The organism is Microbacterium protaetiae, assembly GCF_004135285.1.
Classification (GTDB): domain Bacteria; phylum Actinomycetota; class Actinomycetes; order Actinomycetales; family Microbacteriaceae; genus Microbacterium; species Microbacterium protaetiae.
Genome location: NZ_CP035494.1, coordinates 3,078,836 through 3,103,534 on the forward strand (window position 1 = coordinate 3,078,836; position 24,699 = coordinate 3,103,534).

Consider the following 24,699-nt stretch of genomic DNA (forward strand, 5'->3'; position numbering starts at 1 on the left):
GAACGCGCCGGCAGCCGGTGTCGGTGTCAGGCGCTAGCGTGGCAGAACAATGGACAGCACCACCCGCACGCCGCCCGCCTTGGCCGCCGTCGACCCCCTCGACCCCGCGCAGCGCACGATCGTCGACCTGCCTGCGGCATCGTCGGGCACGGTGGTGGGCGCGCCGGGGACCGGCAAGACCACTGCACTGGTCGCACGGGTGCAGGCGCTGGCAAGGGCAGGGCAGCCCGACGATGTGCTGGTGCTGACGCCGAGTCGGGTGACGGCCACTGTGCTGCGCGACCGGCTGGGGCTTGCCGTCGAACGCGCGACCTCGGGTGCGTTGGCGCATTCGGTGGCATCCTTCGCTTTCCGGCTGGTGCGGGCCGCACAGGTGCGCGCGGGCGGCGAACCACCCCGGCTGCTGACCGGGGGCGATGAAGACCAGCTGATCCGCGATCTGCTCGACGGTGATGCGCAAGACGAGGCCGCCGGCGTCGTGCGCTGGCCTGCCTGGCTTTCTGCCGACGTGCGTGCGACGAGGGGCTTCCGCAGCGAGATGCGGGCATTTCTGGCCGAATGCACGACCCTGGGCGTCGAACCTGATCGGCTGGCGGCACTGGGTGCGCGATTCAGCATCGACACCTGGGGGGCGGTGGCCTCGTTCTTCCGGGAGTACGTGCAGGTGCGCGCCGATATGCGCGGCGCGCATCGCGACGCGGCCGGGCTGATACGCGAGGCTGTCGGGCTGGTGCGCACGGGCGATGAGTCCGTGCGCGGCCTGCTTCCGCGCGCGATGCTCGTCGATGACGCGCAGGAGCTCACCCTCGGGGGCATCGAACTGCTCGAGGCGTGCCGGGCCGCGGGCGTCGCGGTGCTCGCGTTCGGCGATCCCGATGTCGGAGCGGGGGCCTTCCGCGGGGCGACGCCCGAGAACTTCGCCCGCCTGCAGCGTGCACTGGGTGCGGGGCACGTGCTGGCCACGGTGCACCGTGGCACTGCTTTTCAGGCCGATCTGGCGCGCACCGTGACAGCCCACATCGGCACCGCCGGCGGGGTCGCCCATCGACGGCCGCCCGCAGGAGCCGACGACGACGGATCAGTGCAGACCATGCTGCTGCGCTCAGCGGCTGAGGAATACGACGTGATAGCGCGTCTGCTGCGCGAGCGGCACGTGCGCCACGACGTGCCGTGGAGCGCGTGCGCCGTGATAGCACACGACACCCGGCAGGTGGCGGCTCTGGAAGCGGAGCTCTCGGCCCGTGAAGTGCCCGCGCGCGCCGCCGGCCCGGGCCGTGCCCTCGGTGAGCTGCGCCCGGTGCAAGATCTGCTGCGCGTGGTCGAGCTCGCCGCGCTCGACCCGCAGGCCTGGACGGCAGATGACGTTTCCGATGCGCTGAGCGGCGTCGTCGGCGGGTTCGACCCCGTGCAGCTGCGGCGGCTGCGCACCGCGCTGCGACATGAAGAGCTGCGTGCCGAGGGCCTGCGGTCCGGCAAGGAGCTGCTGCTGTCTGCGATGCGGCATCCTCTCGAATTCGATCTCATCGACATGCGCGAGGCGCGTCGTGCAGCACGGTGCGCCCGTACGCTGCACCGGGTGCGCGAGCAGCGCGCCCTGGGCGCAAGCGCCCACGAGCTGCTCTGGACGGTGTGGGAGGGATCGGGCCTGGCGCGCGTGTGGTCGCAGGCGAGGCGGGGCAATGGACCGCTCGCCGAACAGGCAGATCGCGACCTCGATGCCGTTGTCGCCCTGTTTCAAGCCGCCAAGAGGTTCGGTGAGCGACAGGATGCCGCAGCCGATGATCCGATGATCTTCATTCGCGGCATCCTGCACAGCGATGTCGCCGAAGACCGCCTCGAAGCTGACGCGGGTTCCGAGGCCGTGGCCGTCTTGACCCCCGCCGCCGCGCTGGGGGCCGAATTCGACACCGTCGTGGTCGCCGGCGTGCAAGACGGCGTGTGGCCCAACACCCGGCTGCGCGGCAGCCTGCTGGACACCTGGCGACTGGCCGACGCCATCGCGCGCGATCCGGCTGACGCGGGCTCGCCCGATGTGCTCGACCGGCGACGGCAGGCGATGCACGACGAGCTGCGGCTTTTCGCACGCGCTGTCACGCGTGCGCGCTCGCGTCTGATCGTCACCGCCGTCGACGACGATGACACCGGCCCCAGCGCCTTCTTCGAGCTTCTCCCACAGCCGACTCCGCCGGGGCATCTGGCCGAGCATCCGCTCTCGCTGCGCGGGCTGGTCTGTGAGCACCGGCGCACGCTGACCGATCCGCGCATGGTGCATGACGGCGTCCGGCGCGCACACGCCGCCGGTCAGCTGGCGCTCCTGGCAGCCGCCGACGTGCCGGGGGCGGATCCGCTGCAGTGGTACGGGCTGGCCGACCCCACCTCGAGCGCGCCGCTGCGCGACCTGCACAGGGAGGATGTGCGGGTCTCGCCGTCGCGCCTGGCGGCGCTGGAGACCTGTCAGCTCGACTGGGTCATCGGCGACCTCGGCGGTGACGCGGGCGGCGCGACGGCGGGACTGGGCACCATCATCCACTCGGCCCTCGAGCATGCCGCCGGCCCTGACGAGCAGCAGCTGTGGCAGATCGTGGAACAGCGGTGGGGCGAACTGGACTTCGACGCGCCGTGGCTCGACCGCGCCACGCGACGACAGGCCCGTGACCTGGTGCATCGTCTGTCGGTGTATCTGCACCGATTCGAGGCATCCGGCGGCCGGCTGCTCGAGGCAGAGCCGCACTTCGAGGTGCCCGTCGCCATCGACGCGGATGCACCGTATCGGGCACTGCTGAGCGGGTACATCGATCGCGTCGAACTCACCGCCGACGGGCGGGTGGTCATCGTCGACCTGAAGACGGGCAAGAGCGAGCCGCAGAGCGATGCAAAGGTCGTCGACAACCCCCAGCTGGCCGCCTACCAGCTCGCCTTCGAGTCGGGGACCATCGAGGGAACGTCGGGACTCGCCCCCGGAGGCGCCAAGCTGCTGGTCCTGCGGCCGTCGGCCAAGGGCAAGGAGTACGCCGAGCCCTGGCAGCCGCCCTTCGATGATCAGACCCGCGTCGCCTTCACGGAACGGGTGCGCGCGGCGGTGGAGGTGATGCAGGCGGCGCGCTTCACGGCCCCGTTCGAAGAGCACTGCCGCGATGAGCACAGTCACGGGCTGTGCCGCATCCACACCATCGGGGTGGTGAGCGCGTCGTGAGCGCGCCACTGCTGACCCCCGGCCTCATCGCGGCCGCGCTCGGGCAGTTCGCCCCGACGGCCGAGCAGGCCGAAGTGATAGCGTCGCCGTTGGCTCCCGCGCTGGTGGTCGCCGGCGCCGGCAGCGGAAAGACCGAGACGATGGCGGCCCGCGTCGTCTGGCTCGTGGCCAACGGCATCGTCCGACGTGATCAGGTGCTCGGCCTCACCTTCACCCGCAAGGCCGCCGGCGAACTGGCCGAGCGCATCCAGCGCCGGCTGGCACGCCTCGCAGAGTTCGAGCGGAAAGGTCTTCTGCCGCACCTGCCCCGGCTGCACGCCGACGGCGCGCTGCAGGTGTTCGCCGACCTCGAACGTGACGGGGGCTCGGATCGCGCACGGCGGAAGGCCATGGCCGACCTCGCCGAACGGATCGGCGCCGAGCCGGCTGTCGGCGACGACGAAACCCTGCTGCATCGGCCGACGGTGGCCACCTACAACAGCTTCGCCGATTCGATCGTGCGGGAGCACGCGGTGCGAATCGGACGTGACCCCGAGGCGGTCGTGATGAGCGAGACGGCGGCGTGGCTGCTCATGCGCCGGGTCGTGTTCGGCTGCGACGACGAACGGCTGGAGAACATCGACCGCGCCCCGCGGACTGTCATCGATGCCGCCCTGCGCATCGCCCGCGACGCCGTCGACAACCTCGTCGACCTCGACCAGCTCGCCGCCTTCCCGGCCCGGTTCCGCCGCGTGCTCGAGGCGCCCTCCACGCGAAAAGGAACGACCGTCTACGCCGGTGTCGCCTCGGCGTCGACGAATGTCGACGCCCTCGAGATCCTGGTCGAGTTGGCGCGGGAGTACGCGGTGCAGAAGCGGCGGCTGGGCGTGCTCGACTTCTCTGATCAGGTCGCCGGGGCTCTCGAAGTCGTCGACTCCCATCCGGCGGTGGCTGCTGAGCTGCGGGGTCGGTATCGGGTGGTGCTGCTGGACGAGTACCAGGACACTTCGGTCGTGCAGACCCGACTGCTGTCGGGACTTTTCGCCGGAGCGACGGTGATGGCCGTCGGCGACCCGCACCAGGCCATCTACGGATGGCGCGGCGCCAGCGCGGGAAACCTCGGCGGCTTTCAGAGCGCGTTCGCCCCCGACGGTGCGGCGGGCCGGTATTCGCTGATGACCAGCTGGCGCAACAGCGCACGCGTGCTGTCGGCCGCCGGCGCGGTGCTCACGCCGCTGGCGGCCTCGAGTCCGATTCCCGTGGGTGAGCTCGTGGCCCGGCCTCAGGCGCCGCGCGGGGCGGTCGAGATCGCCGTGGAAGACGACGTCGAGACCGAGGCGCAACGGGTCGCCGAGTGGTTCGAGAACGTGCGTGCCCGTCGTGCCGTCGAAGGTCGCTCCACGACCGGCGCCGTTCTGTTCCGCAGCAAGAAGCACATGGTGCGCTTCGCGGACGCGTTGGCCGTGCGCGGCATCCCGCATCGCATCCTGGGGCTCGGGGGACTGCTGTCCACGCCCGAGGTCGTCGACGTCGTCAGCGCGCTGCGCGTGATCTGCGACCCGCGCGCGGGCTCAGCCCTCATCCGGCTGCTGGTGGGTCCCCGCTGGCGGATAGGGCTCGCCGATCTGCGGGTGCTGGCGCAGCTGGCCCGGCGGATCAGCGAGCACGATGCGGCGCTGCAGCGGCTGACCCCCGAGGTGTCTGAGCGGATCCGCACGTCGTCGGGCGACGAGCAAGGGTCGCTGATCGACGCACTCGATTTCGTTCTGCGCGTGCCCGATGACCACGGATGGCTCGCCGGATTCACCGCGTCAGCACGAGAGCGGCTGCGCGAAGCCGCCGCGGTGTTCGCCGGGCTGCGGCAGTCGGCGTCGCAGCCGATCGCCGAACTTGTGCGGATGATCGAACTCGAGCTTCGCCTCGATGTCGAACTGGCCGCGAACGAGGCGCGGGGGCCGGCACGCATCGCCTCGGCCCAGCTGCGCGCGTTCCTTGACGAGGTGCATGCGTTTCTGGCAGCCGACGAGACCGGGTCGTTGCCCTCTCTGCTGGCGTGGCTGGATCATGCCGAGCAGCTCGACGAGTTCGCGCCGCGCACCGAGCCGCCCGAAGACGACGTGGTCCAGTTGCTGACCATCCACGGCTCGAAGGGGCTGGAGTGGGATGCCGTCGCCGTCGTTCGGATGGTCGAATCCGAACTTCCGACCGCGCCCAAAGACAAGGCGGGCTGGCTGGGCTTCGGGATCCTTCCGTACGAGTTCCGCGGCGATGCCCAGTGGCTGCCGGTGCTGGGGTGGCAGACGGCACAGACCCAGCAAGAGCTGAAGCAGGCCATCGAGCGGTTCGAAGAGCAGAACCGCCGCCGTCAGGTCGACGAAGACCGCCGGCTCGCCTACGTGGCCGTCACCCGCGCCCGCGATCACCTGCTGCTGACGGCCTCACCATGGGCGGGCACCGTCAAGCCGCGCGGGCACAGTCCGTTCCTGGTCGAGATCGCCGAGGCCCTCGACATCGCTCTGCCCGACCGTGCGCCTGGCGAGAACCCGTTCGACGGACGCCGCCGCCTGCTGAGTTGGCCGCTGGATCCCCTGGGAACCCGGCGGGAGCGGGTCGAGAACGCGGCCGCCGCCGTGCGGGTCGCACAGCGGGCTGACCCGGTTGCCGCCGACGATGACCTCACCCTTCTGCTGGCCGAGCGGGCCGCGCGCGGCCGTCCGGCCGCTGCGACTGCTCCGGTGCGCATCCCCGCCTCGCGGTATAAGGACTTCGTCGCCGACTACGCGGGCACGGTGGCCGCGATCGCCCGGCCGATGCCCGAGCGCCCCTACCGGCAGACGCGGTTGGGCACGCTCTTCCACGCCTGGGTCGAGCATCGCTCGGGGCTCGTCGGCGCCGCGGGGTCGCTCGACGATGCCCTGTGGGAGTCGGCGGACGAAGCGACGGCCGATGCGGATGCCGCGGCGCTGCGCAGCCTGCAGGAGGCGTTCGAGCGCTCGGAGTGGGCCGAACTGGCGCCACTGGAGGTGGAGACAGAGATCGACTTTCCCTTCACCGATCTCGACGGCACCCCGCACCTGGCCATCTGCAAGCTCGACGCCGTCTACCGGCGGGGCGAGCGCATTGAGATCGTCGACTGGAAGACGGGAGCCGCGCCGCGCGACGATGCGGAGCGTGAAGCGCGGCTGCTGCAGCTGCAGCTCTACCGTCGGGCCTACCACGCCAAGCACGGTGTGCCGTTGGACCGGATCGATGTCACGCTGTTCTACCTCGCGCACGACCTGATCGTGCGCGGATGAGTCAGGATGACGCCCAGCGGCGCAGTGCGGCTTCTGCGGCGCGGCCGGCCTCGGCAGCGTCAGGGTCGCGCTGCGCGGTGTCGTCATCGTCGGCGCCGTCGGCGACCCACGCAGAGAACTGCAGGGGGGCTGTCGCCTCCTGATCCGATGCGTCAGCGCTGTCGTCGCCGACGATGCCGTCGTCGGCGAAGAACGAAGTGTCGCTCGCGTCGTATGCATCGGTCTGCATCGAGGTGTCGACGTCGGAGGCGGAGGGGGCGGCCAACCGGCCGATCAGCGCGATCGCCTCGTCGACGTCGAGGTCGTCCTCGGCGAGCAGATCGTCATCGACGACGGTGTCGGCGAGCGACGTGAGAAGGCCCTCGGCGTCGTCGACGATCCCGTCGTCGCCGATCTCGTGCCCGTGCACGAGCCACTTCGCGAACTCGAGTTCGGCGTACAGGCGCGCACGGATGCGCAGGGCCGCGTCGGGGGTGCGCACGCTTCCGGCCAGGTACGCGTTGAGCACATCCTCGGCGCCCTCGGGTGCTGAAGAGAGCCAGCGCACATCGAGCGCCGGGTCGCCCACGCTCAACCCCTGCCAGCTCAGCAGACCTGTGACGGTCGGGATGCCGAGGCGGTTCTCGAACACGAAAGCATCCGCCGTTGTTCCCCCGAGCGTGAGCACCGGTTCGAATCGCCACAGCCGATCCGAGGCCAGTGCCCGCGACCACCGAGACAGCAGCGAGACCGGCACGCGGTGGCTCGCCGCCACGCGATCCAGCAGCCGCGATACGTCGTCGCGGGCTTGCGCGGCAGTGCGCTGAGGCAGGTCTTCGGCCCGCGCGACGGATTCGGGAAGAGCATGAACGGCGGCGATGGCCGAGCCCAGCGAGGTGGCCACCCCGCGGCCGGAGGGTACGTGCGCGGCATCCACGCGGTAGCCGTCGAGGAAGTCGACGACTACCGCGGTGTGCCCGTCCTGTGTGGCACGACCGTGCAGAACCGGCGCGCGGAACGGCAGCAGTGCGCGCACGCCGCTGGTGAGCGCGGTCAGGGCGCGGGCCTCGGCGTCGAGCTCGGCCGAGGCGTCGGCATCGGTGGCCACCCGCACCACCACACGTGAGCCATCGGCGAGTGAGGCGACGGCCGAATCGAACCTACCGGCCGCGTTTTCGCTGAGCGCACGCACGTCGACGACGTTCGCTCCGGGCCAGGCTGAGGTCACTGTCGCCGCTAGAGTGAGGGGTGAACGTGCCATGCCCCCAGGGTAGGTCGGGCCGGGCGACCGGGTGCGTCGCCACGCCCGGCACGGAGGTATCGATGACGGCACATGCAGACACGCACGCGCGCGTCACGGGTCGCGCCCTTGTTGATCGCAGCGCGGCCGAACGCGCTGATGACGCTCTGATCCCGCGGCTGCGTTCGGACCCGACCACCCGCGTGCTGGTGGTACGCGGTGATCGCGTCGAGGTGAGCGGCGACTCCGCCTTGCGGCTGCGGTGGTCGCGTGCCGACCAAGCGCCCGTCGATGCCGCCTGGGCGTTCCTCGGCCGCGCCGACGACGGCGCGGCACTGCTGCTGGCCCGGGTCGAGGCGCACGAAGGCTCCGAAGGCACCTGGGCGTCGCTGCGAACGGTGGGCGGTGCGCTCTCACCCGTTGACGCCGACATACTGGCGATGGCTATAGCCCTGGGCCGTTGGTTGGGCGACTCCGTATACTGCCCTCGCTGCGGTGCGGCCACCCAGGTGCGCAGCGCAGGGTGGTCGCGACAGTGCGCGAACTGCAGCACCGAGCATTTTCCGCGCACCGACCCGGCCGTCATCGTCGCGGTCACCAGCGCTGCGTCGCCCCACCGGCTGTTGTTGGGGTCGAACACGCTGTGGGGCGCCAACCGGTTCTCGTGCTTCGCAGGCTTCGTCGAGGCCGGCGAATCGGCCGAGGCCGCTGTGGAGCGCGAGCTGTTCGAAGAGGCGGGGGTGCGTGTGCACGACGTGCAGTACCGGCGGTCGCAACCGTGGCCGTACCCGCGCTCCCTCATGCTGGGTTTTCGCGCACGAGCCGTCGACGACGCGCAGGCGCACGCAGACGGTGAGGAGATCGCCGCGCTGCGCTGGTTCACCCGCACCGAGATCGGTGAAGCCCTGGGGCGTCGGGAGGCCGCCCCCGCCGACGATCGGCTGCTGCTGCCCGGGCGGGCCTCGATTGCGCACAGCCTCATCGCCGAGTGGTATGCGGAGAGCGCATGAGCGAGCGCGCGCTGGAAGGTCTCGACGAGCGGCAGCGAGAGGCGGCGACGGCTCTGCGCGGGCCGGTGTGCGTGCTGGCGGGGGCCGGAACCGGAAAGACCCGCGTCATCATCCACCGCATCGCGCATGGCGTCGACACCGGCGCGTACTCGCCGAACCGGGTCATGGCGGTGACGTTCACCTCCAAGGCCGCCGGCGAGATGCGGGGACGTCTGCGTGCCCTCGGCGTCGCCGGCGTCGCGGCGCGCACCTTCCATGCGGCGGCGCTCTCGCAGCTGAACTACTTCTGGCCCACCGTCGCCGGCGATACCGCTCCGGCCATCGCCGACAACAAAGTGCGGCTGCTCGCACATGCCGCCGACGGCATCGGCCTTCGTCTGGACACGCCGACGCTGCGGGATGTCGCGAGCGAGATCGAGTGGCGCAAGGTGACGATGCGCTCCATCGACGCATACGCGAAGGCGCGCCCGCAGGGTGTGGGCCGGCTCAGCGTCGATCGCGTGGTCGACCTGCAAGGCGCCTATGAGAAGCTCAAAGACGAACGGCGCCAGCTCGACTTCGAAGACGTGCTGCTGGCCTGCGCCGGAATGCTCGAGGCAGAGCCGCGCGTGGCCGCCGAGGTGCGCGAGCAGTACCGGCACTTCACCGTCGACGAGTTCCAGGACGTTTCGCCGCTGCAGCACCACCTGTTGCAGCTGTGGGTGGGCGATCGGCGTGACCTGTGCGTGGTGGGCGACGCGAGCCAGACCATCTATTCGTTCGCCGGTGCCGATGCATCGTATCTGCTCGATTTCGGCTCCCGGTATCCCGATGCGCGGGTGGTGCGCCTGGAGACGAGCTACCGCAGTGATGCGGCGATCCTCGGGGTGGCCAACGAGCTCATGCGGGGCCGTCCCGGGGCGCTGCGTCTGCAGGCGGCGACGGATGCCGCACCCGGTCCGGTGCCCGTCGCGGCCGCATACGACGACGATGTCGCCGAGGCCCGCGGGGTGGCGGCATCCGTGGCCGCCCAGGTGCGCGAGGGCACCGATCCGCGGCGCATCGCGGTGCTGTACCGCGCGCACGCGCAGTCGGCCGAGCTGATTCGTGCCCTCGCCGATGAACAGGTGCCCACGACCGTGCTGGGTGGTCGACGCTTCTTCGACATGCCCGAGGTGCGCCAGGCTGTGCTGGCGCTGCGGGGAGCATCAGTGGCTCCCCTGTCAGGGGGGTTTCTCACCGCGGTGCGCGACGTGTTGCGTTCCCTCGGACTCACCGAAGAACCCCCGCCGGCAGGCGGGGCCCTGCGCGACGCCTGGGAGGCGCGCCGTGCGCTGCTGCGACTGGCCGAAGAGGCTCCCGAGGGTACGAGCCTGCGTGTGTTCACCGACGAGCTGTTGGCGCGCGCCAAAGACCAGCACGAACCTGCGATGCGCACGGTGACCCTGGCCACCCTGCACGCGGCGAAGGGACTGGAGTGGGATCACGTGCACCTGGTGGGCGTCAGCGAGGGGCTGCTGCCGATCTCGTACGCCACGACCTTCGAGCAGGTGGACGAAGAGCGACGACTGGCATATGTCGGCATCACGCGGGCTGCGCGATCGCTGTCGATGTCTTGGTCTCGGGGGAACGCGTCACGGGCGCAGAGATCGCCCTCGCGCTTTCTGCAGGAAATCGGCAACCACAGTCTGCGTGCGGTCGATGCATCCGCCAACGCCGGCGCATCGAGCCCGCGAACACAGTCACCGAGCCGGCGGAGCCGTCCGGCGCGGCAGACTCGCTGAGCAGTCGCGCGGCAACCAGGCCCGCCTCCACGTTGAGCCCTCGCGGCGAGGGCGGGGCCGCAGCGGTGAGCAGCTGTGCCGCCAGCGCGGGCCATGCCGGATCGACGTCGTTCCGGGCTGCTTCGACACACTGCAGGCAGGCGGTCACCCCGGGTCGTACCAGCGGCCCGATCGTCAGGCTGTCGCCGTGCAGCACGACGGCCAGATGAGGGATGTCGGCGCGCATCAGCGGTCGGATGGCGGCGGGATCGACGACATGGGCCGCGACCAGCAGCGCCGTGGCCGTCGGGACCGTGTCGTCGACCAGTTCGACCCCGGCTTCGCGCAATCCGCGAGCCACCTCGTGCGCGGCCAGAACGACATCGGTGCCCAGCGCCCGCAGAGTCACCGCGGGCGGACCCGATCGCGGAGGTGGCCGCAATGCGGGGGCGAGCTGCGCAAGCAGCGAGCGCGCTCGCGATGCGGTCCCCCCAAGAGCGATGGCGACGGGGTCGAGCGCCGAGTCCGGAAAACCACGTTCGAGCTCGCTGATCATGCGCTGCTGCCAGCGATCGGGATGCTCGAGCACGGCGACGGCGTCGGGGCCGAACTGCAGGCAGTCGGGCGACCGCCACAGCGGCGGATGGGCGGGGTCGAGGTTCGGCATTCCCCGATTGTGCGCCCGTCGACGACCAGCCGTGCGGTTTTCCACAGGCGAACCCGAAAAGACCCCGATCCACCCCGCCTGGGGAGGAAACGGTGTGTCAGACGGGGCGCTGTTCCTCGGGCGGATCGTCGCCGGTCTCGTCGTCCGCGGATGCCGGCGGCACATCCCCGCGCAGCAGGGCATCGAGTGCCTCGTCCATCTCGTCGCGCACCGGCTGCTCGCCGCGGGCGTGCGCCTGCACCCGCGCGATGAGAGCACTCGGGTCGTCGATGTCGTCGGAGGTCGGCATGAGGTCGGGATAGTCCCACAGCGCATCGCGACCGGCCGGGCCCACAGCATCCGTCACCGCACGCCACATGGCGGCAGCCTCGCGCATGCGACGCGGTCGCAGTTCGAGTCCGACAAGCGACCCCAGGGCCTTCTCAGCCGGTCCGCCCACCGCACGCCGGCGGCGTACGGCCTCGGCGATGCGCACCGCGTGCGGCAGCCTGCCGGTGGCGTCGGCGGTGACCACCTCGACCCACCCCTCGATGAGCGCCAGCAGGTTCTCGAGCCGGGTCAGCGCCGCCGTCTGCGCGTCGGAGCGCTGGGGGAGCAGCGCACCGCTTTCCAGCGCCTGCCGCAGTTCATCGGGATGCTGCGGGTCGAAGCGCGAGGCGAGATCTTCCAGAGCGTCCATGTCGACGTGCACACCGCGCGCGAACTCGGTGATCTGACTGATCACGTGCAGTCGCAGCCATTTCGCGTGCCGGAACAGCCGCGCGTGGGCGAGTTCACGGGTGGCCAGATACAACGCGAGCTGGTCCTCGGGCACTTCGAGGTCGCGACCGAAATCGTCGAAGTTCTGCGGGAGGATCGCCGCCCGGCCGTCGGGCATCACCGGGATGCCGACATCGCCGCCGGAGACCACTTCCAGCGACAGCCGACCGATCACCTGGCCGAGCTGACTGGCGAACAGGCTCCCGCCGATCGTGCGCATCACCTTTCCCGCACCGGCGATCGCCTGCTGCATGTCGTCGGGGGCCTGGCTGCGCATCGCCTCGGTGAGAGCATCGGCGATGCTGGTGGCCACCGGTTCGGCCAGTTCCTGCCACACCGGCATGGTCGCCTCCACCCACCCGCCACGGGTGAGAGCGCGCGCCGGCTCGGCCAGCTCTGAGATCGTGGTCACCTCACCCAGCCAGAGGGCGGCCAGGGCGAATGCCTGGTCGAACTCGCCGCGCTGCCCGCTGGTGACTCCCAGATCGCTCTGGTTGGCGATGTGCAGGGCTTGACGCTGAGCGACATCCCACGAAATGCCACCGGCCGGTGCGCTGCTGAACGCAGCCTGCAGCTGGCGCATGACGCCTTCCATCATGGCGGGATCGACGCCCATGGCGCGCAACTGCTCGAGCTGATCCGCATCGAAGTTGCCGTCCTGTCCGCCGAACAGCCTGCGCAGCATCTCCTGGAAGTCCTCTTCCGGATCGCGGTCGTCGTCTGCCACTTCAGCCGCCTTTCAGCACGGTCTGGGGGTGTGGTTCTACGCTAGTCGCACGGATCACTCCGATCCCCGGCACTGCACGCGATGTCAGTACGCCGGCCGCGAACGATTGCTCAAGAGGTGCCGGTGACGCTGTTCGACGAGAACCTCTCTGTGGTGCCCGCTCCTCGACGGCGCCGCCCACGCGGTGTCGTGGTGGGGGCCTGGGCGTTGACCGTTTCGCTGGTCGTGCTGCTCGTGCTCACATTCCTGCCCACGGGGTATGTGATCCAGCGTCCCGGTCCGGTCTTCAACACCCTCGGCACCGTCGCCGATTCCACCGGCGAGAAGGTGCCCCTGATCTCCGTCGACGGCGCCACGACGTACCCGACCGCCGGCACCCTCGACCTGCTCACGGTGCAGGCGGTGGGAAACCGCGAGCGCACGCCGTCGTGGCTGCAGCTGGCCGCTGCGTGGTTCGACCCGTCCAAGGCCGTGCTGCCCATCGATGCGGTCTTCCCGCAGGGGATGACCACCGAAGAGCGCCAGCAGGAGTCGGCCGAGATGATGACCGATTCGCAGAAGGAGGCCACCGCCGCTGCCCTCACCCATCTCGGCTACGACGTGCATCCGAAAGTGACGGTGTATTCGCTCACCGACGATTCGGCCGCGCAAGGCGTGCTGCGCAAAGACGACGTGATCACCCGCGCGAACGGCACAGCCATCACCGACGCCGAGACGCTGCGCGACGTGATAGCACGGGGGGCCGGCGACCCCGTGACGCTGACGATCGATCGCGCCGGCACAACCTCGACGGTCACCGTCACGCCGAACCAGGCGACGGTGAACGGCGAGAAGATGTGGCTGATCGGCGTCACGCTGCTCACCGACTTCGACTTCCCGATCGACGTGACCATCCAGCTGAACAACGTCGGGGGCCCCTCTGCAGGCATGATGTTCGCCCTCGGCATCATCGACACTCTCACGCCGGGCAGCCTCAACGGAGGGGCGAACGTCGCCGGGACCGGCACCATCGACGCGCAGGGCGATGTCGGCGCGATCGGCGGCATCCGGCAGAAGCTGTACGGCGCGAAGGGAGCCGGAGCCACCTACTTCCTCGCGCCCGCCTCCAACTGCGACGAGGTCGTCGGGCATGTGCCTTCGGGGCTGCGCGTGTTCTCGGTGAGCACCCTGGATCAGTCGCTGCAGGTGCTGGAGACCATCCGCGGCGGCGGCGACCTCGACAAGCTTCCCACATGCAGCTCATCCTGAGCGTTCTCACCCGATCCACACAGACCCCCTCTTAGGATGAGGTGGTGACCTCGACACCCGCCCCCGCTCCGGCCACGCCCCGTCGCTCGCGACGCGTCCTCGCCATCTCTCTGGTGGTGATCGCCGCGATAGTGGTGGCGTTCTTCATCTTCGCGAATCTGTACACCGACTGGCTGTGGTACGACCAGCTCGGGTTCGCGGGAGTGCTGACCACGCAGTGGCTGGCCCGGATCGGCATGTTCGCGGTCGGATTTTTGGGCATGGCCATTCCGGTGTGGCTGTGCATTCAGCTCGCCTACCGACTGCGTCCGGTCTACGCGCGGCTGAGCGCGCAGCTCGACCGCTACCAAGAGGTCGTCGAACCGCTGCGACGGCTGGGGATGTGGGGCATCCCGATCTTCTTCGGCTTCTTCGCCGGGTTCGCGGCATCCACCCAGTGGGAGACCGTGGCCATGTGGGTCAACGGCACGAGCACCTCGGTCACCGACCCGCAGTTCGGGCTGGACACCGGCTTCTACATGTTCGCGATGCCGTTCTACAGCGCGCTGCTCGGATTCACCTCGGCAGTGGTGCTCATCTGCCTGCTGGTGTCGGCCGTGGTCGCCTACCTCTACGGCTCGGTGCGCATCGCCAACCGCGAACTGCGCATCTCACGTGCGGCACGCATCCAGTTCGCGGTGCTGGCGGGGGTGTATCTGCTGTTGCAGGCGGCGAGCCTGTGGCTGGACCGCTACAAGACCCTGGTCTCAGACAACGGGACCATCACCGGCCCCGGCTACACCGAGGTGCACGCGACGATCCCCGGTCAGATGATCCTCGCCATCATCGCGGCGTTGGTGGCGCTGCTGTTCTTCGTCACCGCCGTGATCGGCCACTGGCGGTATCCGCTGATCGCGACCGCTCTGCTGGTGGTCTCGGCGATTGTGCTGGGCATGGCCTACCCATGGGCGGTCAACCTGGTGCAGGTGCGGCCCAACGCGCTGACGCTGGAAAAGCCGTACATCCAGAACAACATGGACGCCACCAAGGCCGCCTACAACGTCGAGGGCATGGAATCGACCGACTTCGCCGCGAAGACGGATGCGACCAAGGGCCAGCTGCGCTCCGACGCCGAGACGACCGCGCAGATTCGCATCATGGACCCGGCGATCATTCCGCCCACGGTGCAGCAGCTCGAGCAGTACCGGTCGTACTACCAGTTCCAGAATCCGATGGACGTGGACCGCTACGACATCGACGGAACCAGCCAGGATGCTGTCGTGTCGGTGCGCGAGCTCAATCTCAACGCCCTGGGCGCCAACGCCTCGTGGCAGAACACGACGCAGATCTACACGCACGGCTACGGCATCGTCGTGGCCAAGGGCAACGCGCGCACCAGCGACGGCAAGCCGGTCTTCCTCGAGCGCGGCATCCCCGCCGCCGGCTTCCTCTCCGATGAAGACTACGAACCTCGGGTGTACTTCGGCGAGAACTCGCCGACGTATTCGATCGTGGGCTCGCCTGCGGGGTCACCGCCGATCGAGCTTGACTATCTCTCCGGCAGCGACACCGGTGCCAACGAGGTCAAGACCACCTTCACCGGTGACGGCGGACCCAACATCGGCAACTGGTTCAACCGCCTGGTCTATGCACTGAAGTTCCAGTCCGAGCAGGTGCTGTTCTCAGACAGCATCAACGCCGACTCGCAGATTCTCTACGATCGTGACCCGGCCACCCGGGTGCAGAAGGCGGCGCCGTACCTGACGCTGGACAGCGACCCGTATCCGAGCGTGGTGGACGGCCGGATCGTGTGGATCGTCGATGGTTACACGACCAGCGCGAGCTACCCCTATTCGCACACGACGAGCTTCTCGCAGGCGATCGCCGATTCGTCGAATCCGAGGCCGACCATCGCCATGGACGACGTGAACTACATCCGCAACTCGGTGAAGGCCACGGTGGACGCGTACGACGGCAAGGTGACGTTGTACGCATGGGATGCCGACGACCCGGTGCTGCAGACGTGGGAGAAGATCTACCCGTCGACGGTCAAGCCGCTCTCACAGATGAGCGGTGCGCTGATGAGCCACGTGCGCTACCCGACCGATTTGTTCAAGGTGCAGCGCTCGATCTTGAGCACCTACCACGTCGACGACCCGCAGTCGTTCTTCCGGGGCGACAACAAGTGGATCACGCCCGACGACCCGCAGAACCCCGACGAACTGCAGCCGCCGTACTACCTGACGATGAAGATGCCGGGCCAGGACGACCCGCAGTACTCGATGTTCACGAGCTTCATCCCAGCATCCAACGCGGGCAGCGATTCGCGAAACGTGCTGATGGGCTACCTCGCCGTCGACTCGAACGCGGGTGACGAAGCTGGGGAGAAGGCTTCGGATTACGGCAAACTGCGGATGCTGGAGATCAGTGCCGATACGCCGGTGCCCGGGCCCGGGCAGGTGCAGAACAGCTTCGACGCTGAGCCGACCGTCTCGCAGTACTTCAACCTGCTCAAGCAGGGTGATTCGCAGGTGCTCAAGGGCAACCTGCTGACCCTCCCCGTCGGCGGCGGCCTGTTGTACGTGCAGCCGGTGTACGTGCAGTCGGCCGGGGCGACGAAGCTGCCGACGCTGCAGAAGGTGCTCGTGGCCTTCGGCGACAAGGTGGCGTTCGAAGACACTCTCGCCGAGGCGCTGGACACACTGTTCGGCGGCGACTCCGGTGCCTCCACCGGTGACAGCAACGTCACTCCGACGCAGACTCCGACGCCCGGGGCCACCGAGGGGACCGGCTCGGACACCGGCGTCAACCCCGACACGTCGGTGGCGTTCCAGGCCGCCCTGCAAGAGGCCAAGCAGGCACTGGCCGACCGCGAAGCGGCGATGAAGGCGGGCGATTGGACGAAGTACGGCGAGGCCGACACCCGGCTGACGCAGGCACTGAACACGCTGCTGCAGCTCTCCGGGGGCCAGTGAGTCGATTCGCCCCGACACCCGCGGCATGTTAGGCTATTGATGTGCCGCGGGGTGGAGCAGTTCGGTAGCTCGCTGGGCTCATAACCCAGAGGTCGTAGGTTCAAATCCTGCCCCCGCAACAAGAAGAAGAAGGGTCCCACACACGTGGGGCCCTTCTTCTTTTGGCCCCCGTTCTGGAGCAGCGGCGAAGAGGAGAAGGCTCTCACACGGCGTTCCTCGTTTTCGCGAGGTGACAGACTGGGGAAGTTCGTGCAACAACCGATGGGAAGAACGTGACCCAAGAAGAATTCGACCTGAGCGGCGATTGGGACTTCGATCCTGCGCACACACGCATCGGCTTCTCGGCCAAGCATGCGATGGTGTCCACTGTTCGCGGGGCCTTCAACGATGTGGCCGGTGCACTGCACGTCGACCTCGACGAGCCCGAGAACTCGACCGCCGAGGTCGTGCTGCGGGTCGCCAGCGTCGACACGCGCAGCGCGCAGCGCGACGAGCACCTGCGCAGCGCCGACTTCTTCGACGCCGAGACCTGGCCCGACATCGTGTTCCGCAGCACCCGGATCGAGGAAGTGAGCGAGAACGCGCTCGTCGTGTTCGGCGAGCTGACGATCCGCGATGTGACCAAGCAGATCACCGTGCCGATCGAGTTCACCGGCGTGCACCGCGATGCCTTCGGCGCGCTGCGTGGCGGGTTCGAGGGAACGCGACGCTTGGACCGGCGCGAGTACGGCCTTGAGTGGAACATGCCGTTGGATGCCGGCGGGCTGCTGGTCTCCGAGAAGATCACGCTCGAGTTTGAGATCTCGGCGGTCAAGCGTGAGGGCGCCTCCGAAGAGGCGGCCTGAGCCGAGTTCGGCATCGCCTTCTACTGGTAGTCCGAGCGCCAGCGCACCAGGGGTCGGGCGCTCCACCGCGCCGTGGCGCTGGTGGCGACGACCTCGCCGATCACCAGAAGGTGGGTGGCGGCCGTGTGCACGGCCGCGACGTGCAGGTCGAACCACACGATGGCCCCGTCGACCAGTGCGGGCCCGCCCGGCTCGCGGCGACGGTGCGGCACCTGGTCGAGAAGTCCCACCAGGGGTGCGCCGGGCTCGCCGAGTCGGTCCGCGATAGCGCGCTGATCGTGGGCGAGCACGCTCAGCGCGAACCGTCCCGACGCGACCACCGCCTCGGCGATGCGTGACAGCGAGAACAGGCTCACGAGCATGGTGGGCGGGTCGTACGACACCGACAGGAAGTCGGTGACCGTCACCGCGACATCCCACCGTCCTTGCACGGCCGAGACGACCGCGACGCTCTTGGCGGCGAGCGTCGCCAGCTGCTTGTAGGCATCTTCGTCGGCCCGCGTCGGGCGCTCGGCGAGGATGTGGGCCGGCGCGGCCTCGTCATCCATCGGCTCAGCTGCGAAGTCGGTCATGTGGTCCCTTCCAGAGCGGATGCCGCCACCAGGCTATGCCCGCCGGTGCCCGGCTTGCCGCCGATGCGACACAGGGTGAGGATGGGACCATGCCCTCCACCGACACGGTCGCCGTCGCGGTCGCGCAGTTCGCCCCGACCGGTGACGCCGCCGCGAATCTGCGGGAGATCGAGCGCCTGGCCGTGGTCGCTGTGAACCGCGGCGCGCGGGTGGTGGTCTTCCCGGAGTACTCCAGTGCCTTCGTCGAGCCGTTCGACGAGTCGCTGGCCGCGCTCGCACAGGATCTGCACGGACCTTTCACCGCGGCGCTGACGCAGCTGGCCGCACGCCTTGACCTGCACCTGGTGGCAGGGCTGCTCGAACGCGGTGCCGACGGCCGAAAGGTGCGCAACACCGTGGCAGCTGTCGGGGCAGCGGGGGTGGTGGCCAGCTACCGCAAGCTGCATCTGTACGACGCGTTCGGGCAGCGAGAATCCGACTGGGTTGAAGCCGGCGGAATCTGTGACCCTGAGACCTTCACGGTCTCGGGAGTGCGATTCGGGCTGCAGACCTGCTACGACCTGCGCTTTCCTGAGGTCACACGACGAATCGTCGATGCCGGCGCCGACGCCGTGCTGGTGCCGGCCGAGTGGGTGCGTGGCCCGCTCAAAGAGCACCACTGGCGTACTCTGCTGCAGGCACGCGCCATCGAGAATACGGTGTATGTCGCCGGTGCTGATCATCCGCCGCCGCTGGGCGTCGGCAATTCGGCCGTCGTCGACCCGCAGGGGCTGGTGACAGCCGCAGTGGGGACGACCACGGATGTCGCCGTTGCCCACCTGGATCCGGCTGTACTGCAGGCGGTGCGCCGAACCAATCCGGTGCTGCGCCAGAGGCGGTTCGAGGTCGTTCCGCGCGCGTGAGGCTCACACCGCGGTGCGCAGGCGCCCGGCGGCCTCCTCGATGACCTCGACCCGCTTGCATGCGGCGAAGCGCACGAGCGTGGCGTAGTCGGCGCGATGCTCGGTGGTGACGAAAGCGGTCAGCGGAATGGCCACGACACCGGCCCGCCGTGGCAGTTCGCGGCAGAACTCACCCGCGTCGTGCGCACCCAGCGGCGCGGCATCCGCCACCGTGAAATACGACCCCTGCGGTTGTGAGACGGCGAAGCCCGCCGCTGCCAGACCCTCGCCGAGGAGGTCCCGCTTCTCGCGCAGAGCCGAGGCGATGCCGGTGAAGAAGGCGCCGGGCAGACCCAGTCCGGCGGCGATCGCGGGTTGAAATGGCGCGCCGTTGACGTAGGTGAGGAACTGCTTGACCGCCAGCACCGCATCCACCAGTTCAGCCGGTCCCGAGATCCACCCGATCTTCCATCCCGTGACCGAGAACGTCTTACCCCCCGACGAGATCGACAAGGTGCGCTCGGCGGCGCCCGGCAGCGTGGCGATCGGCACGTGCGCAGCATCGAAGGCCAAATGCTCGTAGACCTCGTCGGTGACGATGATCGCGTCATGACGATCTGCGAGGCGGACGATCTCGTCGCGCACGTGGGCGCTGAACACGGTGCCGGTGGGGTTGTGCGGGTCGTTCACGAGGATGACTCGGGTGCGATCTGAGACCGCGGCCCGCAACGCGTCGAGATCGGGGGAGAAGTCGGGCCAGCGCAGGGGGACGGTCACCAGCCGGGCCCCGGCCAGGGCCACGCACGCAGCATACGAGTCGTAATAGGGCTCGAAGACGACCACCTCGTCGTCGCTGCCGTCCACGAGCGCGAGCAGCGCCGCGGCAATCGCCTCGGTCGCACCGGCGGTGACCACCACATCGCGGTCGGGATCCAGGTGCAGGCCGTAGAAGCGCTGCTGGTGCTCTGCTATCGCCTCGCGCAATTGCGGGATGCCGCGCCCCGGCGGATACTGGTTCGCGCCATTCGCGATGGCGTCTCGGGCGGTGTCGAGCACGACGCGGGGCCCGTCTTCGTCGGGGAATCCCTGACCGAGGTTGATGGCCCCGGTCTGTACTGCCAGCGCTGTCATCTCGGCAAAGATCGTCGGGGCACTGCGGCCATCGGTGCCGAGCAGTCCCGCGCCGGCCGCAACGCGGCGCCACGCGCCCGCTATCTCTCGCACAGGACACACGCTACCCGCATAGAGTCATCGGGGCGCCGCCATACCGAACACACAGAAACGGGCGTCATGCTGGCACCTGTCAGCAAGAAGGAGCACCCCATGAGTGAGAACCAGGACATCCGTCCCGAGGAGAACTCCGCATCGTCGATCCCGCCGGTGCCGCCGTTGCCGTCGACGGCCGCATCGTCTGCAGCGCCGGGTGCGGCATCCTCCGTGCCACCAGCCACCCCGGCTGCCGCGCCGAGCACCCCGGCTGGCGCACCGAGCACCCCGGCTGCCGCGCCGACCGGTGGCGTTCGTCCGCAGGCAGCGCCTGCCTTCCCGTCGCACCCGGCGCCGGCCGACACGAGCTCGCCGACTCTGCCCTACCCCGGTCAGGGCTTCGGCATTCCGCTGACCGCGCAGTCGGGCGTGACCCCGCCTGCCCCCGAGAAGAAGAAGTCGGGCGCGGGCAAGGTGGTCGGCCTTCTGGTCGCGGCCGCGCTGGTCGGGGGCGCGGCAGGCGTGGGCACCTCGTGGGCTGCTCCCAACCTCTGGGGACCCACGGGCGCCTCGTCGACGGCGGCGGGTCCCCAGGTCGTGACGGTGAACAACACCGACAGCGTCAATGCCACAGCGGCCATCGCCACCAAGGTCGTGCCCAGCGTCGTGACCATCAACGTCACGGCCGGGCAGAGCGGCGGCACCGGGTCAGGTGTCGTGCTGAGCAAAGACGGTTACGTGTTGACGAACACGCACGTGGTCACGCTCGACGGTGAGAGCGGCAGCGCGACGATCTCGGTCACCACCTCGGACGGCCACATCTACCAGGCCAAGATCGTCGGCACCGACCCGGTCTACGACCTTGCCGTCATCAAGCTGGAAGGCGCCACCGATCTCACCCCGATCACCTGGGGTGACTCCTCGAACCTGAATGTCGGCGACCAGACGGTGGCCATCGGCGCCCCGCTGGGGCTGTCGAACACCGTGACCACCGGCATCGTGAGTGCACTGAACCGATCAATCGAGATCGCGTCGTCTGCCGCCCCCGACAGCGGCCAGAGTGATGGTGACAACGACGGCGAGCAGGGCGACAACCCCTTCTTCTTCGATTTCGGCCAGGGGCAGGGTCAGTCGCAGCAGACCACCGACACCATCAAGATCGCGGTGATCCAGACCGATGCACCGATCAACCCCGGCAACTCGGGGGGCGCACTGGTCAACAACAAGGGCGAGCTGGTCGGCATCAACGTCGCCATCGCATCGGCCGGCAGCACATCGACATCGGAACAGAGCGGGTCGATCGGGGTCGGCTTCTCGATCCCCTCCGACATCGCCCACCGGGTGGCCAACGATCTGATGAAGGACGGCAAGACAACGCATGGTCTGCTGGGGGCGAGTGTGCGTGATGCGTCCAGCGTCGAGGGCTCGACGATCACCGGCGCCTACATCGTCGACGTGACCGATGGCGGCGGCGCCGCGGCGGCCGGACTGCGCGCCGGCGACATCGTGACGAAGTTCAACGACGTGCCCGTCACCGGGGCCGTCGACCTCACCGCGCAGGTGCGGGCGCTGGCCACCGGCAGCAAGGCCGATGTCACCTTCGTGCGCGACGGACAGACCAAGACCACCGAGGTCACCCTGGGCACGCTCGCCGAGTGATCGCTCAGAGAAGGCACGCCACCTCGCGATAGGCTCGCGGGGTGGCGTCCTTCTCGTTCGGCGCGGGAAACGCGGCCAAGCTTCTGCGGATACCCCTGTATGCGGCCGGCCGTCTCGCGACCGTGTTCATTCCGCGATCCGCCGATGAATGGGTGTTCGGGTGCGGCGCCGGTATCGGCGACGGCGCCCTGGCACTGTGGAACGAGGCCGCGGCGCAGCATCCCTCAGTCTGGCTCGTCGGATCCGAGCGCGAAGAACGCGACGCCGCCGCCCGGGGGATCCGCACCGTTCGCCGACACTCGGTGCGCGGATTCTGGCGTACCGCGCGGGCGCGTGTCGCGGTGGTCACGCACGGGTTCGGCGACGTGAACCGCTATGCGATAGCCGGGGCCTTCATCGTGCAGCTGTGGCACGGGATTCCCCTCAAGCGAATCGGACTGGACTCACCCGAGACGGTGCAACTACCCGCGGTGGTGCGGCGCCTGCCGGCCGCCGCCGTGCTACGGGCCCTGCTGCGTCTGCTGTATCGGCGCACGACGCGGCAGATCGATCTCATCCCGGCCGCGTCGCACATCGTGCGCGGGCGGCTCGAATCGGCGTTCTCGCTTTCCGACGCCCACGTGCCGGTGACCGGGGAACCGCGGGTGGACGTATTGTCGCGGGGGGATGCCGCGGGTCGGCGCAGCGCGGCGCGGGCACTGATCGCCCAGGCGGTGGGTGAGATCGGTGATCGCCCCCTCGTGCTGTACGCGCCCACCTGGCGCGACGGCGCCGCCGATGCGGCGATCCCCGATCCGGCCGCGTGGGAGCAGATCATTGCGATGCTCGAGAAGCATGACGCGGTGTTACTCGTGCGCTCGCATCCCCTCGGGGTCGGCCGGTACGTGCCGCCGCAGCCCACGCAGTGCGTGCGGATGCTGGGCAGCGACCTTGTCGCCGACGTCGCACCTCTGCTGCCGGGCATGGACGTGATGATCACCGATTATTCATCGCTCGTGTTCGACGCGGCACTGGTCCCGCTTCCCGCTGTCTTTTTCGCGCCCGATCTCGATGACTATCTCGCCCGACGCGGTATGTACGGGACCTACGCCGATGTGGCCGGCCCGGACTGGGCCCAAGACTGGGCGGCAGCGGTCGCGCAGATCGACGCCGTGCTCGGCGACGAGCGGGTGCGTGCCGAACGCATCGCTCGGGCGCGTGCGCTCGGCGAGGCACTGCACGCCTTCGCCGACGGCGGCAGTGCTGCCCGGGTGCACGCGGCGATCATCGCACGCACGCGTCGCGTGCGGAAGGGGGCACGATGACCGAGGTGCGCTTCGAGGCGGGCGAGGCGCCCGCACTGGTGCTGACCGGAACCGGAGCGCGGCCACGGGCAGTCGAGTTGATCGGTGCGCGGGCGCGCACGGTGGCCCGCATCACTGGGCGCGGCAAGACGTGGCGCGCGAAGGTGCCGCTGCAGGCTGCGCGCTGGGGCGGCCCGATCCTGCCGCTGCCCAGCGGCGACTACGAACTGCGCGTCGACGGAGGCGAGCTGCCCGCGGCATCCGTGCCGATCACCATGCTCGGCACGCTGCGAGCGAGTCTCGACGACGGCCGGGTGAGTGTCGGTGCGCCGCTGGACCCGGCGTACGACTCGTGGGAGGGGCAGGCGGCCTTGGAACGACGGTATGCGACCCGTCCGAATGCGCAGCTGGAGAACGCCGTCTTCTTCGAGAGCTTCTACGGGCGCAACGTCAGCGACAACCCCCGTGCCATCGACGCCGAACTGGTACGTCGTGCGCCCGGCGTCACACGGTACTGGAGCGTGGTGGACCTCTCGGTAGCGGTGCCCGACGGCTCGGTTGCTGTCGTCGAGGGCAGTCCGGAGTGGTGGCGCGCACGAGGGGCTGCCCGGCTGCTGGTGGTCAACGACTGGCTGCGACGCCGGTTCGAACGACGCGGCGGGCAGCGTGTGCTGCAGACCTGGCATGGCACACCGCTGAAGCGATTGGCGCTGCACCGCGGATTCGACCCGCGCCGCATCATCGCGGTGCTGCGCGAGTCACGCCGCTGGGATGTGCTGCTGGCGCAGAATCCCTACTCGGCCCGCATCCTTCGCGCGGCCTACGCCTTCACGCGCCGGCCGGTGTGGGTCGAGGGGTATCCGCGTAACGACGTCCTCGTGACCGGTGACGGTGGGGCTACGCGGCGCACGCTCGGCATCGCCGACGACGAGCGGGTGCTGCTGTACGCGCCCACCTGGCGCGATGATCGCGAAGAGATCGTCGATTTCCTCGATGCCGAGAAGCTCGCGCGTGACAGTGGGGCCGTCGTGCTGGTGCGCGGCCACTCCCGCACCCTGCTGCCTGGAAAAGACACCGCCGGATCACGCGTGATCGACGTCACCGCCTTCGCCGACACGGCCCACCTCATGGCGGCATCCGACGCGCTGATCACCGACTATTCCTCGATCATGTTCGACTTCTCGGTGACGCGACGGCCGATGTTCTTCTTCACCCCCGATATCGCCCACTATCAGGGTCGATTGCGTGACTTCTACTTCGACCTGGCCGACCGCGCGCCCGGTCCGCTGGTGAGCACGCAGAAGGAGCTGACCCGAGCGATAGCCCGGCACGACCCCACGGCGTGGGCCGAGCGTTACGAGCAGTGGCGCGCGGTGTTCAATGCGCGCGATGACGGTCATGCCGCCGAGCGGGTGGTGGCGCGAATCCTGGATCAGGGATTCGTCACGCGTTGAGCCGG

The 24,699-nt window shown here is 69.2% G+C and carries 15 protein-coding genes and 1 tRNA gene; 12 read left to right on the forward strand and 4 right to left on the reverse strand.

The features are described 5' to 3' along the window. Positions 1-49: 49 nt before the first annotated feature. Positions 50-3,193 carry an ATP-dependent helicase gene (locus ET475_RS14255; RefSeq protein WP_129391668.1) on the forward strand — a complete coding sequence of 1,048 codons (3,144 nt, stop codon included), beginning with the start codon at positions 50-52 and terminating at the stop codon, positions 3,191-3,193. Beyond that, entirely contained in the window at positions 3,190-6,468 is a 3,279-nt protein-coding gene (locus ET475_RS14260) for an ATP-dependent helicase (RefSeq protein WP_129391671.1), read from the forward strand. Before ET475_RS14255 ends, ET475_RS14260 begins: the two co-directional genes overlap by 4 nt. Before the next feature lies 1 nt (position 6,469). On the opposite strand, the gene ET475_RS14265 is transcribed toward ET475_RS14260, so the two are convergent. Then, on the reverse strand, positions 6,470-7,708 hold the full coding sequence (locus tag ET475_RS14265) for a phosphotransferase (protein WP_129391674.1): 1,239 nt from the start codon (positions 7,706-7,708) through the stop codon (positions 6,470-6,472). 62 nt (positions 7,709-7,770) lie between these two features. Here ET475_RS14265 and nudC point away from each other — a divergent pair, with 62 nt between their 5' ends. Further along, complete coding sequence (gene nudC / locus ET475_RS14270) at positions 7,771-8,697, forward strand: NAD(+) diphosphatase (protein WP_129391690.1); 927 nt, start codon at positions 7,771-7,773, stop codon at positions 8,695-8,697. Further along, positions 8,694-10,460, forward strand: coding sequence for an ATP-dependent helicase (locus tag ET475_RS14275; protein ID WP_129391693.1), 1,767 nt, complete (start codon positions 8,694-8,696; stop codon positions 10,458-10,460). The genes nudC and ET475_RS14275 overlap by 4 nt, the downstream gene beginning before the upstream one ends. Positions 10,461-11,203: 743 nt before the next feature. On the opposite strand, the gene ET475_RS14280 is transcribed toward ET475_RS14275, so the two are convergent. Next, positions 11,204-12,592: a zinc-dependent metalloprotease gene (locus tag ET475_RS14280; protein ID WP_207205359.1), complete on the reverse strand. Its 1,389-nt coding sequence runs from the start codon at positions 12,590-12,592 to the stop codon at positions 11,204-11,206. A gap of 123 nt (positions 12,593-12,715) precedes the next feature. Between ET475_RS14280 and ET475_RS14285 the strand changes: the two genes are divergently transcribed. From ET475_RS14285 to ET475_RS14300, 4 genes are all read left to right on the forward strand, one after another. Beyond that, positions 12,716-13,840 carry a YlbL family protein gene (locus ET475_RS14285; RefSeq protein ID WP_129391696.1) on the forward strand — a complete coding sequence of 375 codons (1,125 nt, stop codon included), beginning with the start codon at positions 12,716-12,718 and terminating at the stop codon, positions 13,838-13,840. A gap of 44 nt (positions 13,841-13,884) precedes the next feature. Beyond that, entirely contained in the window at positions 13,885-16,794 is a 2,910-nt protein-coding gene (locus ET475_RS14290; RefSeq protein ID WP_129391699.1) for a UPF0182 family membrane protein, read from the forward strand. Between the two features lie 45 nt (positions 16,795-16,839). Then, a tRNA-Met gene (locus tag ET475_RS14295) sits at positions 16,840-16,913 on the forward strand. A gap of 153 nt (positions 16,914-17,066) precedes the next feature. Further along, positions 17,067-17,639, forward strand: a complete 573-nt coding sequence (locus tag ET475_RS14300; protein WP_242497651.1) for a YceI family protein — start codon at positions 17,067-17,069, stop codon at positions 17,637-17,639. 20 nt (positions 17,640-17,659) lie between these two features. On the opposite strand, the gene ET475_RS14305 is transcribed toward ET475_RS14300, so the two are convergent. Further along, a complete protein-coding gene (locus ET475_RS14305) occupies positions 17,660-18,211 on the reverse strand; it encodes a flavin reductase family protein (protein WP_242497652.1) in 552 nt (183 codons plus the stop codon). A gap of 89 nt (positions 18,212-18,300) precedes the next feature. Here ET475_RS14305 and ET475_RS14310 point away from each other — a divergent pair, with 89 nt between their 5' ends. Further along, positions 18,301-19,113: a carbon-nitrogen hydrolase family protein gene (locus ET475_RS14310; RefSeq protein WP_129391702.1), complete on the forward strand. Its 813-nt coding sequence runs from the start codon at positions 18,301-18,303 to the stop codon at positions 19,111-19,113. Between the two features lie 3 nt (positions 19,114-19,116). Here ET475_RS14310 and ET475_RS14315 read toward each other — a convergent pair whose 3' ends face one another. Further along, positions 19,117-20,316 (reverse strand): aminotransferase class I/II-fold pyridoxal phosphate-dependent enzyme, encoded by a 1,200-nt coding sequence (locus tag ET475_RS14315; protein ID WP_129391705.1) that lies wholly within the window; start codon positions 20,314-20,316, stop codon positions 19,117-19,119. A gap of 99 nt (positions 20,317-20,415) precedes the next feature. On the opposite strand from ET475_RS14315, the gene ET475_RS14320 reads away from it, so the two are divergent. Genes ET475_RS14320 through ET475_RS14330 form a run of 3 tightly spaced genes read left to right on the forward strand, consistent with a single transcriptional unit; the run spans position 20,416 to position 24,694 of the window. Beyond that, positions 20,416-21,957 (forward strand): S1C family serine protease, encoded by a 1,542-nt coding sequence (locus ET475_RS14320; protein ID WP_129391708.1) that lies wholly within the window; start codon positions 20,416-20,418, stop codon positions 21,955-21,957. Between the two features lie 41 nt (positions 21,958-21,998). After that, positions 21,999-23,261: a CDP-glycerol glycerophosphotransferase family protein gene (locus tag ET475_RS14325; protein ID WP_129391711.1), complete on the forward strand. Its 1,263-nt coding sequence runs from the start codon at positions 21,999-22,001 to the stop codon at positions 23,259-23,261. Next, on the forward strand, positions 23,258-24,694 hold the full coding sequence (locus ET475_RS14330; protein WP_129391714.1) for a CDP-glycerol glycerophosphotransferase family protein: 1,437 nt from the start codon (positions 23,258-23,260) through the stop codon (positions 24,692-24,694). The genes ET475_RS14325 and ET475_RS14330 overlap by 4 nt, the downstream gene beginning before the upstream one ends. Positions 24,695-24,699 lie beyond the last annotated feature (5 nt).